The sequence below is a fragment of the Humibacter ginsengisoli genome (assembly GCF_054780095.1).
Window position 1 is genome coordinate 225,657 of record NZ_BAAGWZ010000011.1, and the last position, 13,084, is coordinate 238,740.

Here is a 13,084-nt window from a genome sequence, read left to right on the forward strand (position 1 = left end):
GTGAGTTAAGGGGTTAGGTCAAGGGGATCCAATGGAGTCTGAGCTTATCCAGCCGAGCGTTCATCTGCTCGAGTCGATGCGTTCAGTTGGTTACTCATTCGAGGCCGCGATTGCTGACCTGGTAGACAACAGTATTAGCGCGGGTGCAAGTCATGTGGTCATCGACGCAGACGTTATAGATGGCGACTACCTGGCGCTACTAGACGACGGCCGTGGAATGTCACCTCGCGAAGCCCGCGAAGCGCTAAGATTCGCTGGTTCCGTGGACGACCGTGAAGAGTCTGATCTGGGACGATTCGGGCTCGGATTGAAAACGGCCTCACTATCACAGTCACGCCGACTTACCGTCGTCACGAAGCAGGCCGGGGTAGCTACTGGCTTGCGCTGGGACATCGACTTCGTCGAAGCTTCCAATACGTGGTCTCTACTTGTCCTCACGACGGAAGACATGCAGAGCGTGCCGCTTTGGGACAAGCTGGATGCTCAAGCGACTGGAACGCTTGTAGTTTGGCAAGAACTCGATCTCTTATTAGGTGACGCGCCCGAGCCGGGAGCATTTCTCGCCACGCAACTGACCGTCGCACGTACCAGCCTTGCGTTAGTTTTTCATCGGTTCCTTGCGGATAGAAGTCACCGGCTGGCAATCACCGTCAATGGAATTCATCTTCGTCCCCTTGATCCATTTCTTTCAGAGAACCCAAAGACCCAACGATCTGCACCAGAGCTTTTGCGAATTGGTGGGACTGAGGTACGCGTAGAGGCGTTTACGCTGCCGCACCCGTCAGGTCTATCCAATTCAGAACGGCTGCGCCCCGATTTGGGTGAGGACATGCGTGAAGCCCAAGGTTTCTACGTCTACCGAAATCGCCGGCTCATCTCACACGGTCATTGGTACGGTCTCGCTCGCATGACCGAGTTGTCGAAACAGACAAGAATCCAAGTGGACGTCCCCGCTTCGCTTGACGCGCTTTGGCAGCTCGACATAAAGAAGTCTCGCGCTGAGCCACCACAGTCCTTCAAGTTGCGCCTTCGTCAGCTCATCGATCCGATCCTCTCCAAGGGGCATCGAGTTCACGCGTTTCGAGGGCGGCGTGAGAGCACGGCAGTTGCTCACGTCTGGACGAAGCTCAAGACCCGCGACGGTTTCGGTTACGAAGTGAATCTCGAGAGCCCAGTCGTTGAATCAGTGCTCTCTCGCCTCGATACGGAGGATGCGGAGCGCGTTGTCGGCCTACTGCAGACGATCGCAAGCACCTTCCCGCTGATGGATTCCTACGTCGAAGCAGCAGCCAGTGTTCCCGCGATGGCCAATCGTCCGGACCGTTCAGCGCTACTCGCGCGATTGAGGGACATACATCACATGGGCATATTCGATGCCGACCCTGATATAGCTACGCGACAGCTCGCCGATGTTGAGCCCTTCGATACATTCTCCGATTTGGGATCTCTCGTTGACCTCGTCTGGAAGGACGCTGATGGCCCTGAACGATAGACAGTCCGCTCTCAAAGGCTGGGTCAAGCGCCAGTTCTTTGACGTGAGTGGGGTATTGACATTTGACGACCTGGAGTCAAAGGCCGCCAGCGTTGCCGCAGCACTCTTCCCGGACCTCAGCGCTACAGAGATCGGCGACGTTCTCCAGGAACTCACACAGGAGCACAGCGTCGAGATGCCCTTAGGGGACTCAATCGTCGACGAAGCCACGTTCAGGCCGTGGATCGCGCAACGTCGGGGCGAGACGCAGACTCCGCGCTGGGACGCCTACAAGAAGTTGCTCCTCAGCCGCGACTGGGAAGCAAACGTCATTAGCACACTCGACATTCAGACTGATGACGTGGTCGAACTGCTCGGGGACCCGATGCAGGCTGACGGTGCCTGGCCGCGACGTGGCCTATTGATGGGCGAAGTCCAGTCTGGAAAGACTGCCACGTATCTTGGAATCTTGAACAAGGCAATCGACTACGGCTATCGCGTGATCATTGTCATTGGAGGCCATACGGAGGATCTACGACAGCAGACGCAAACACGGTTCGACACAGATCTTCTCGGTATCGACTCCGAAACTTGGGAGGATGGCATCAGCAATGCTGCCATAAGATATGTGGGGGTTGGTGAAATGTCGGACCTTCGCGCTCATCTAATGACGACAGTTCGCCACGACTTCTCCAAGGCCAAACGCGGTTCCAGCATAACTTGGGTCGAAGGCGGACTTCCGACCGTCTTTATTACTAAGAAGACACCATCGCTCCTCGAGAATATCCGAGCGTACATCAAGAGCCAAGCTCCGGGCGGGCGCCTGAATATACCTCTCATCGTTGTGGATGATGAGTCAGATTGGGGAAGTCCTAACACACGGGACACAACGGACCCGACGAGTGTCAACAAAGCGATTCGCGCTTTGTTGGATGTATCGACCCGCAGTTCATATCTCGCGATTACTGCTACACCGTTTGCCAACATTTTCATCGATGACCAGGCGGCCTTCGAGTTCGTCGAGAAACCAATACGGGGTGAGACTGTTCCAGATCGCGCAGGAACTGTCCTGCCCGACCTCTTTCCAAGTGACTACATAAGAGTGATGTTCCCTCCCAGCACCTATCTTGGGATCGGCGCATATTTTCCTGAGGGTGGACACGCAGCGATCGACACCTCAGTCGACGACTGCCTAGCGATTATCCCGATCAAGCACAAAAACCATCATCCTGTGAGCGCACTCCCCGGTTCGTTGGAGACCGCGGTCACCGAATTCCTCCTGGGGACTGCCGTACGTCGTTTGCGAGACGACAGAGTAAGGCCAGCGGCGATGCTGGTCAACGTTTCACGGTTCAAGAGCGTCGAACGTGAGGTTGCTGAGCTACTTGAGGTCTTCCTGCGAAGCACGGTCGCCACAATTCTCGCCGAATTTGCTCGAACTACTACTTCACGAAGTGCCGGAGCTCTCTCCATCTATAGCGTCTGGGAAAACCGGTTCGCAAATGTGCACGATGTGTCTTGGGCTCAAGTGTCCAACACACTTGTCGAGATCGCTTCAGAATTCCGCGTGGACCTTATCAATGGTGATACAGCAAAGGAGCGAGCGAAGCGTCGCAAGTTGATGACGGTCGCCGAACGAGACGCCGATGACCTCGTTCCGAAGATCGTTGTCGGCGGTGACGTCCTATCGCGCGGTCTCACCCTCAACGGTCTTCAGGTGAGCTACTTTGTGAGAGAACCCCGCACGATGGACACTCTCATGCAGATGGGCCGTTGGTTCGGTTATCGTCCTCATTTCGATGATCTCGTCCGTATCTGGATGCCCGAGACTACTCGCGCAGATTTTGAGCATTCGGCCGAGGTCACGGAGGAACTGCGAGAAGCGCTACTCGACATGAAGGGCCGTGGACTTACGCCCAAGGACTTCGGGCTAAGGGTGCGGATCCATCCCGACAGCGTAGACATCGTGGCGGCTAACAAGGGCCGTAACACGGAATTCGTAGAAGTCGGGCCTGTGGTTTGGCAGAATCGCCTCGCCGAGTCTTATGACCTCACAGCTGATGAGGAGGTTGACGATTCGAATCAGTTGGCGGTCGAAACTCTCGTCGCTCAGCTCGGTAGCGTGAACGCCATTGAGACAAGTGGTGGCTTTCGTGCGTGGCGCGACGTGCCTCTCGATTCAGTACTCGACTTTTTCCGAGCGTTTCAAGGCGACCCCGGGAACCAGTTGCTCTTCGCGCGTGGCCGTGATGGAACTGCGCCGATCATGGAGGCCTCCAGGTTGGCACCGGGAAGCGACCATTGGGACGTGGTTCTAGTCAGCGGTAGTGGCTCTTCGCACAGCTTTAGTCCGGACTCTTTCGTCACAATGAGCCGGCGAAACAAGATGGGACGCAGCCGCAACGACCGGCATATCCGGCTCGATCGTCGGCGAGTCTCCACGGCGACCGATTTGGCGGGTGCGCTGATTCGGTCCGAGCGAGATTCGATGGAGGCCGAGCCTCTTGTCGCCGCATCGGGAAAGCCGATGTCCTCTCAAGCGCGAACTCTCGCATGGATCACACATCCGATCCTGATGATTTACGTCGTGACAGCGGATGACCCGAAGGACCCGGACGACTCGGATCTCGAGAAGGTGGAGGCGGGTCTCACACGGATCGCTGTCGCCGTTGCCTTCCCAAGGATGACCCAGGATCAGATCGAAAACGCGACACGGGGCGCCCATACATATCAAGTGAACCAGGTCTACTGGCGTGCTTATAACGGATTCGTCGATGACGAAGGCGACGATGAAGTCGACGACGAGGACGAGGCCTGATGGCCGACGTGCCCCTAAAGTCATCCTACGAACAGGTCCTCGGCAGTCCGAGCGGTCGGATGGTGGTAATCCGCCAGGCTCCCTTCATGTTTGCTGCAGTCAATGACGGAGGACGAGCAGCCCTATTCGTGCGGGCCTCCCTCTCTCCATCACAGGTCCTCAGTGACGGCCATGGATTCTCGGTCAGGACGACCAGAAGCGGAAAAGATGACTACGTCCAGATAACAGCGGCCGACCGAGGCCTTCCGCCACTCTTTCTGAAGCTGGTCGAATACATCCTCGAACGCGTAGCGCAGAGCGCGACTGCGGATGAGGGCTCTGAGCAATTGATCCGATCCATTGACGAGTTCCGGCGCTTCGTTGGTCAGCGCCGAGGACGTCTTCCCGAATCGCTAGTGCGAGGCACCTTCGCGGAACTCATCTTTCTCAACGCGCTTCTCAGCATAGGCGTAGACGTTGAGTCAGCTGTATCCGCGTGGCGCGGGCCATGGGCCAAAGCCGGACTGGGTGTACACGACTTCACGTTCGCCAACGGACGTGGAATTGAAGTCAAGTCGACTCGACAACCGCCACAGACGATCCGTGTTTCTTCACCGACGCAGCTCGTGCCCACTGAACAACCTCTTGATCTCGTAGTCCTGCCAATCGAAGAGGCCACGGACGAGTCGAGCAACGCAATTCAGTTTCGGCAGTACATGCGGCAGACGGCCGACGCAATTGCCACGGCAGGCACGTCGCCCGCCGAGAAGTGGACTGCAGCTCTTGAAGCCCTCGGACTTGACCTCTCTGATGAGTGGTACGACAAGTACCGATTTATTCCCGGAAATTGGCGACGATATACGATCAGGGATGACTTTCCCCATCTGGACATTTCTCAAGCGCCCGCCGGAATCATCGACGTGCACTACTCGCTGGAACTCTCCAGGCTCCTCCCGTTTGCTGCGCCATTCAACCACCTTCTGAATGAGATCAAATCATGAGTGACGAAGCTGACGACCTCAGAAACGAGATCCGGGTCGAAGCTGCGGCTGGCGACGGCGCTTTCGAGCTCGAAGCATTCGCCGCGGTATACGCGCGACGGCTGGAAGACGCGGAAGCTATTGCCGATCTGAACGTTGAAGCTCTCCGATGCAACGGACCACGTGGTAAACGTCTCGAGTTGCTGGGATATGCCGAGAATCCGATTGAACAATCCCTCGTGATACTTGCTGGACGATATTTCGGCGACGAAACAACCCTTACGATGACCGATGCTAAGGACGCCATCGGACGCGCGACTGGATTCCTTCAAGCTGCCGTAGAGGGTTGGCTAACCAGCAACTTGGAAGTGTCGTCGCGTGAGTGGGAATATGCGGACTACTTTTCCAAACAGATAGCTGACGGCCGAATAGCCAAGATTAGGGTCATCCTCATCACTGACGGTTTGATGAGCGGTCGAATCAAGACGATCGAGAGCGATACCGTCGCCGGCTTGCGTACGACGTACGAAGTTTGGGATCAAAGACGGTTATTAGACGCCGCAGTGCCCGATCGCGGTAGCGAAGACATCCGTGTTGATTTTACAAACTGGATGCCCGATGGCCTTCCCTGCTTGGTTGCGTCGGGCACCGACGAAACAACTCGGACGTATCTCGCGGTTGTCCCCGCCCGCGTATTGGCGGACGTATTCGATGAATATGGAAGCTTGCTCCTCGAATCGAATGTGCGAACTTTTCTCAGCGCCAGAGGTCAGGTCAACCGTGGGATCCAGAACACGCTCACTCACGAACCAGAGCGGTTTCTTGCGTACAACAACGGCCTGACCACAACGGCCACCGAGGTTGAGCTCGGCCGATCCTCGGATGGCACTACGATCCGAAGCCTTGACCGCTGGCAGATTGTGAACGGCGGACAGACGACCGCGTCAATCGCCTACTTCCTCCGAAATAACAAGAATAGAAACGTCGACAACGTCTCCATCCAAATGAAGCTCGTGACCGTTAGCGAGTCTGACTCCGCATCCGTAGTTCAAGCAGTTGCCAAATTTGCAAACAGCCAGAACAGGATTAGTGCGGCCGACTTGTTCTCGACTCACGAGTTTCACATACGACTTGAGCAGATCAGCCGACGACTAAGGGCGCCGGCCAAAGAGGGACAACAATACCAAACCGGCTGGTTCTACGAGCGAGCACGCGGTCAATGGGAGAACGACCGTAATGCACATCGATCGGCTAGCGAGCAAGCGAAGTTCGAGTTGGAGTATCCGAAGTCGCAGCGGATTACTAAGACGGATTGGGCCAAGTACGATTATTGCTGGAATCAGCATCCCGATCTTGTCAGTAAGGGTGCTCAATCCGTATTTGCGGATTATGCAACGAAGGTCGATGCACAGTGGACCAAAGATGATGGCAAAGGGGCGGATGCGTATGGCGATGGATACTTTCGCACTAGCATCGGCAAAGCTATCATGTACGACACGCTTAGATCGGCAGTGCTTCGAGAGGACTGGTACAAGGCGACGCCGGGCTATTTGGCAAATATCGTGGCCTACGCAATAGCTCGTTTCGCATTCCAGATTGGATTGCAATTCGATGGCGCTCGATACGACTTCGGCAAGGTCTGGATGCGTCAGGCGATTAGTGAGCCGTCGCTTACAGCGCTCATAGGGGTTGCGCGCGAAGCGCAACGCTATCTCACTGACCCGAATCGGCCGCAGGCTAACGTGACTCAGTGGGCGAAGCAACAGGCATGTTGGGAGGGATTCAAGAGAGACCGTATACATCTCGCGGACACGATCGAGGAGGATCTAATCTCTGCTGGTGAGGCTCAAGTCCGGAATGCAGACGACCGGAAGCAGCGCGCGATGGACACCGGTTACGAAGTCGTTCAGCGGGTCCTTGCGGTCAAGTCTGGCGTGTGGGAGGCGGTGTACCGCTCTTCTGGACAGGTTCCGATGTCGCCGACAGAAAGGGACCTGGTGCAATTGTTCGGCCTCAGACGCGGCAAGGTACCGTCTGATCGTCAAGCAGCTGTCCTGCTCCGGGTCCTTGACAGGATGGCCGACAACGGCATTCTCCGCCGAGATTCGTACTAGATGATGAGCGAGGCGGCATGGAGCGTTCGCGCCGAGGAAACCGCCGGTGACTCATCTAAAGCACATTCTGCCTTCGCGTTGGGCACTATGCATGCGGCTCTGCGCTGAATTTGCGTTGCTGTTTCGCGGACGCCCCGACCGGACCGTCGATAGTGGCCAGGTCATCCAGGCTCACCGATGGGAAAGCGTCCCGGATCGCTCTTAGATCGGGCGTCTGGCTGCTGAGCTGAGCGATCGCAACGACCGTTCCATCCGAGTAGCGACGTGTAAAACCTTGGGGGCTGGTGTGTTGCGCCCTCGCGAGATCTGCCAGGAGCGGTCTCGGTTTATGGAACCGATGAGCATACGCTGAGAGCAACGCCCGAAGGTCGGTTCCAGCCTGAGCGACCTTGTGAGCGTCCGAAATGGTTCGGCGCAAGAGGTCCTGCACGTCCTGTGGTTCGGTCGGCCACTCCGCTCGGGTAAGCCTGCCAGCGTCCTTCGATGCCTTCTTGGCAAGGATCTGGGCGAGTTGAGCTACGGGAACCGGGATACGGCCCCACGCTTCATGCTCCTCTGCCATGGATCACTCCCCTAGTTGTGGCACTGCACATCGTATCGGCCCGGCTGAACCGATTCGATAAGGCAGACCATTTTTCGTCTTTTATCAACTTTTGTTGATTTCATGACGCCTGCGTGTAAGCATCACGGTATGGACCGCGGTGGTCCTGCTTGGACAGATGCGAAGGAGTCAGCGATGGCTATTCAGAGTGCGATCCCCGTCGAGTTCGGGGCGTTCTTCCCGGCCGGCGCCTACATGGTCGGCGAGGTCGAGCGGGTGATCGAGTGGAGTGACGACGGCCAGCAGGTTGGTCAGCAGCACGACAAGGCCAGCGGAAAGCCGCTGTGGAGTCCGCGTCATCGACGCCGACCCGAACGCCAAGAAGGGCCAGGGCGAGGTGACCGTCAAGGTGATCTCGGCGACCGAGCCCACCGCTCCCCCTGAGATCGCCGGGCTGCCATTCCGCCCCGTCGTGTTCGACGGTCTCTCGGTAACGCCGTACGTGAAGGAGGGCGCTGGGCGTCCGCGTGTGGCGTTCTCGCTACGTGCGACCGATCTCAAGCCGGCCACGGACAAGCGCCGGGGCGAGTGATGTCAACGAATGTCGCGGGCGAGCTCCACTGGTGGTGGCTCGAGATCCGAGATCTCTGGCGGCGTCGGTGGTGGCTCGCTTGCCTCATCGTGCTGACTGTTCTGGTGTTCAGTTCGAACGGCTGGGTTCTCGCCGCATTTGTGCTGGTGCTAGCGGCTGTTGTCGGCGTGAAGCTGCGCAAGCGATATGCACACGGTCGAACGCTGTCCAGTCATGCAAGGGCCCGGTGGGAACAGTCCGTAGTTGCTCACGTGGCAGCTATGTGGCTGCCCCTCATGGATCGGCTCGGCTGTTCGATCCAACGTTTCGATGGCGGCAGAGAGGCTCCGGGACTCAGGCAGTTCTCATGGGTCGGCGACAGCTTGTGCGTGAATGTCACGATCCCGCTCGGCATGACACGTCAGCAGCTCGCCGCGGCGGCTCCAGCCATTGCTGAGAACCTCGGCGCATGGTCGGTTCACGTCGCAGATGCGCCGGGCGGGGCAGTGCTGTGGATCGACTATGCCGATCGGTTGGCGGAGGTCATCACCTTGCCTTTCGCCGAGTCCGTTGATCTTCGGTCAGTGCCGCTCGGTGTCCGCGAAGACGGCTACCTCTGGACCATGCGGCTTGGGCCGCACACGCTTGTCGCCGGCTCGTCTGGCTCCGGGAAAGCGTCACTTGTCTGGGGTCTGATCCTCGGACTCGCACCGGCTATCAAGAGCGGGCTGGTCCAGGTGCACGGCATCGACCTGAAGTCGGCCATGGAACTCGGGATGGGGAAGCCGCTGCTTACACGCTTCGCCGACTCCGCTGACCTCGCGGTACAGCTCCTCGAAGAAGAGTGTCGGCAATGCAACGCCGGGCGCACGCACTGTCGGGAACGACGAGACAGCACACGCCGACAGTCGAGAGCCCACATGTCGTGATCCTGATCGACGAAATGGCAGCGTTGACGGCATACCAGACCGATCGCGAACTCCTCAGGAGAGCGAACGCGGCGCTGGCTCTCCTCTGCTCGCAGGGTCGCGCAGTGGGCTACACGGTGTTCGCCTGCCTGCAAGATCCGCGTAAGGAGACCTTGCCGATGCGTGGCCTTTTCACACAAACTATCGGACTACGCCTACGGGATGCCATGGAGACCGCGATGGTCCTTGGCGAAGGCATGCGTGACCACGGCGCTCTCTGCCACAAGATCCCGGCTACAACTCCCGGCGTCGGCTACGTGGTTCCCGAAGACGGAAGCGATCCCATCCGCGTGCGAGCGGGGAACGTGTCCGACGACATGATCCAGTACGCCGCCTGGAACTACCCAGCACCGAAACAGATTCCCGTCACGCTACCGGAGCCCGCATCCACGAGCGCCGGTGCACCGCGGCCTCGCCGCACGCGACGAGCTGCGAAAGAAGGGGCAGAACAATGAATCGAAATGCGTTCGTTCGCGGAGCCGTGGCTTTGGGCGCGGCAGTCGCGCTTGCTGTCGTTGGGGGTACGGCGTTCGCGTTCGGAGAATCTGCGGGAAGCCAACGATATTACGAGGCGCAAACGGCCTATAACATCCCGCAACTCGCATCCTGCAACGTCGTTGAGCGCCACGGTGATTGGTTCGTCGCGAATGCGTCCCGCGTCGAGTCGACGTCTGCCCTAGCTCTCTACGCCGCCGACCGTGGATGCACCAACGGTGTGATCGAGTCGTACAACGAGGCATTGCGGCAGAAGGGCATCCCCTCGCGGGTCTGCCGAAATGACCTCGAAGCTCTGGGCGTCGTACTGGAGGCCGACGAGCCTGATTCGTGCGCCATTGTGGGCCGGGCGAAGTAGATGCCGTACGCCGAGGAGGCAGCGCACAGGCTGCGCCGGCCCGATTCCGATCGCTGGTTGGAGCAAGCGGCGAGCACCGGGTATTGCGCGCAGCCTGTGCGCCTCGTCGGCCGGTCCGAGACATACGACACCGCTACCGGTGAACCGCTCGCCCGATACGCTTCCTCCTCCGAACCGGATGGTGTGACGTACGTGCGCTGCGGGAACAGGCGTGCTGCCCGATGCCCGTCGTGCAGTCACGAGTACAAGAGCGACATGTGGCACCTCGTCATCGCCGGAGCTGCCGGCGGATCGAAGGGTGTTCCCGAGTCAGTAGGCGAGCACCCGCTCGTCTTTCTCACCTTGACCGCTCCATCGTTTGGCTTCGTGCACAGCGCAAAGAAGCCAGGTAACGGAACGCCGTTGTGCCGCCCACGGAACAAGAAGCAGCTTTGTCCTCACGGCCATCCCACGTGGTGCATGCGCCGCCATGAGGCCGAGGATGCAATAGTCGGCGAGCCGCTGTGCCACGAGTGCTACGACTACGAGGCCCATATCGCCTGGCAGTGGCACGCCCCCGAGCTCTGGCGCCGATTCATGATCAGGCTCCGCCGCGACCTGGCTCAGTCGCTGGGAACGAGCGAGACGGCCTCACGCGAGCTCGTACGTGTGCAGTTCGCGAAGGTTGCCGAGTTTCAGCGCCGCGGCATAGTTCATTTTCATGCGCTGATCCGACTCGATGGCAACGCGACGGACGGGGCCGCCTTCCCGGCTCCAAGCATCGCGATCACCTCGGAACAGCTCGCTGACCTGGCACGTCATGCCGCAAGGCACGTGTGCGTATCGGCAGAAGCACTACCGGGGACCTCGAGGCGGATCCAGCTGGACTGGGGTGCACAATGTGACGCACGCGCCGTTGCACGTGGCAGTGAGTCCGAGGGCGAGCTCACTGATAGGGCCGTGGCCGCCTACATCGCGAAGTACGCGACCAAAGCCACCGAAGACGTCGTCGACCCAGGCGGTAACTCGAGAACTCACATTGCACGATTACGCGAACTGGTCGTCGAACTGGGCAGGATCGCACAACACGATGACACCAGCCCATACCAGCTGCTCGGGCGTTGGGACTCGATGCTCGGCTTTCGGGGTCACTTCTCAACGAAGTCGCGGCGGTACTCGACGACGCTTGGTCGCCTTCGTGGTGCTCGGCGTCGGTGGCAACGACTCAAGGCTTCGCACCGTCCCGCGCCGGCCGAATCCGCCGGCTTCGATGAGGGCGACGACGACACGACCCTTGTCGTCGGCCAGTGGACGTTCGCAGGGATGGGCTGGCTGACATCCGGTGACGCCGCCCTCGCAAGAGAAGCTGCCGCGGCGGCCCGCGAATGGCGCGAAGACCGGAGCCAGAAGACAAACGACAAACGAGAAGAGGTGAACTGATGGAGAAGTACCTAGTGACGCCGGAGGACGCGGCCGACTCGCTCAGCGTGGGAAGGTCCACGGTCTACGACTTGATGCGACTCAACTTGATCGCGAGCGTGAAGATCGGCAGGAGCCGCCGGATCCCTGTCGCGTCGCTTCGTGAGTATGCAGAACGTCTCGCAGCAAACGGCGACGAGAAATGAGCAAGCGAGCAAACGGCGAGGGCACGATTTACCAGCGCACGGACGGGCGTTGGACCGCCGCCACGTACGTTCTTCGCCCTGACGGCGCGCGCCAGCGGCGGCAGATCTACGGAGCGACAAGGAGCGAGGTGAGCACGAAGCTTCGTGAGCTCATCACATTGACAGATCGAGGCATCCCAATGGCCGGCACAACGTGGACCGTCGAGGCCTACGCGAAGCATTGGCTGGATGCGATGTTGCTCTCGCTACGTCCCGCCACTCACGCGAATTACGCGTGGGCGATGCGCAAGTACATCGTCCCGTCGATCGGCACACGCAAGCTCGATCGGTTGGCTCCATCGGATGTTCGCAAACTCCACGCCGATGTCGCCTCAGCGGGTGTCTCGGCACGAACTGTGCAACTAGCTCACGCGGTTCTGCGGTCCATGCTGTCCGAGGCGATGCGCGAACAGCTCGTGAGTCGCAACGTCGCCACGTTGGTTCGCACTCCGCGGCTTGAGAAGCAGGAAGTCACTCCGTGGACGGCCGACGAGGTTGCGTCATTCAGCCTTGCGGCATCCTCGCATCGGCTTAGCGCACTCTTCACGCTGGCCTATTCGGTCGGCTTGCGCAGGGGTGAGCTGCTTGGCTTGCGCTGGACTGACGTGGACCTTGCGCGTGGCCTGCTGCATGTGAGGCAGACGCTGCAACGTCTCGGCGCCGATCGTGGTCTCGTCATGGGACCACCAAAATCGGTACGTTCTCGACGGACGATCCCGCTGCCCTCGACTGCTGCCTCGGCGCTCGACAGGCACCGGCGGGAACAGGATTCAGAACTTGCAGTGCTTCCAGGGTTGTTCAACGAGCACGGTCTCGTGTTCACGACGGCCATCGGAACGCCGATCGAGCCGAGCAATCTTCGACGCGAGTTCAACGCGCTGATCGAAAAGGCCGGCGTGCGCCGGATCCGCTTTCATGACCTGCGGCACACTTGTGCGTCTTTGCTCTTCGCACAAGGCGTTCCACCCCGCGTCGTGATGGATCTGCTCGGCCACTCGACGCTCAGCATTACGACGGACCTCTACGCGCACGTCATGCCGAGCGCCCTGGTCGATGCCGTTGCGGCGATGGACGCGCTCCTGAGTCCCGAAGGCGACAACTGATCATGCGCGCTTCAACTATCCAGGCGGGTTGCTGTCACGGTTG

The 13,084-nt window shown here is 59.3% G+C and carries 11 protein-coding genes; all 11 read left to right on the top strand.

What is annotated here, in order from left to right:
• The first annotated feature begins 31 nt into the window (after positions 1-31).
• The 11 genes from ACYVI5_RS15315 to ACYVI5_RS15365 all read left to right on the top strand — a co-directional run bounded on the left by ACYVI5_RS15315 (position 32) and on the right by ACYVI5_RS15365 (position 13,041).
• A complete protein-coding gene (locus tag ACYVI5_RS15315) occupies positions 32-1,492 on the top strand; it encodes an ATP-binding protein (RefSeq protein ID WP_460580970.1) in 1,461 nt (486 codons plus the stop codon).
• Positions 1,476-4,289: a Z1 domain-containing protein gene (locus ACYVI5_RS15320; protein ID WP_460580971.1), complete on the top strand. Its 2,814-nt coding sequence runs from the start codon at positions 1,476-1,478 to the stop codon at positions 4,287-4,289. The genes ACYVI5_RS15315 and ACYVI5_RS15320 overlap by 17 nt, the downstream gene beginning before the upstream one ends.
• Positions 4,289-5,269 carry a PD-(D/E)XK motif protein gene (locus ACYVI5_RS15325; protein WP_460580972.1) on the top strand — a complete coding sequence of 327 codons (981 nt, stop codon included), beginning with the start codon at positions 4,289-4,291 and terminating at the stop codon, positions 5,267-5,269. Before ACYVI5_RS15320 ends, ACYVI5_RS15325 begins: the two co-directional genes overlap by 1 nt.
• On the top strand, positions 5,266-7,362 hold the full coding sequence (locus tag ACYVI5_RS15330; protein ID WP_460580973.1) for an AIPR family protein: 2,097 nt from the start codon (positions 5,266-5,268) through the stop codon (positions 7,360-7,362). Before ACYVI5_RS15325 ends, ACYVI5_RS15330 begins: the two co-directional genes overlap by 4 nt.
• 736 nt (positions 7,363-8,098) lie before the next feature.
• Positions 8,099-8,347: a hypothetical protein gene (locus ACYVI5_RS15335; protein WP_460580974.1), complete on the top strand. Its 249-nt coding sequence runs from the start codon at positions 8,099-8,101 to the stop codon at positions 8,345-8,347.
• A 147-nt stretch (positions 8,348-8,494) separates the two neighbouring features.
• Positions 8,495-9,403: an FtsK/SpoIIIE domain-containing protein gene (locus ACYVI5_RS15340; protein ID WP_460580975.1), complete on the top strand. Its 909-nt coding sequence runs from the start codon at positions 8,495-8,497 to the stop codon at positions 9,401-9,403.
• A 14-nt stretch (positions 9,404-9,417) separates the two neighbouring features.
• Positions 9,418-9,897 (top strand): hypothetical protein, encoded by a 480-nt coding sequence (locus ACYVI5_RS15345; RefSeq protein ID WP_460580976.1) that lies wholly within the window; start codon positions 9,418-9,420, stop codon positions 9,895-9,897.
• On the top strand, positions 9,894-10,295 hold the full coding sequence (locus ACYVI5_RS15350) for a hypothetical protein (RefSeq protein WP_460580977.1): 402 nt from the start codon (positions 9,894-9,896) through the stop codon (positions 10,293-10,295). The genes ACYVI5_RS15345 and ACYVI5_RS15350 overlap by 4 nt, the downstream gene beginning before the upstream one ends.
• Positions 10,296-11,714 (top strand): replication initiator, encoded by a 1,419-nt coding sequence (locus ACYVI5_RS15355; protein WP_460580978.1) that lies wholly within the window; start codon positions 10,296-10,298, stop codon positions 11,712-11,714.
• Positions 11,714-11,899: a helix-turn-helix domain-containing protein gene (locus tag ACYVI5_RS15360; protein ID WP_460580979.1), complete on the top strand. Its 186-nt coding sequence runs from the start codon at positions 11,714-11,716 to the stop codon at positions 11,897-11,899. Before ACYVI5_RS15355 ends, ACYVI5_RS15360 begins: the two co-directional genes overlap by 1 nt.
• Positions 11,900-12,027: 128 nt before the next feature.
• Positions 12,028-13,041 carry a tyrosine-type recombinase/integrase gene (locus ACYVI5_RS15365; RefSeq protein WP_460580980.1) on the top strand — a complete coding sequence of 338 codons (1,014 nt, stop codon included), beginning with the start codon at positions 12,028-12,030 and terminating at the stop codon, positions 13,039-13,041.
• The last annotated feature ends 43 nt before the right edge of the window (positions 13,042-13,084 follow it).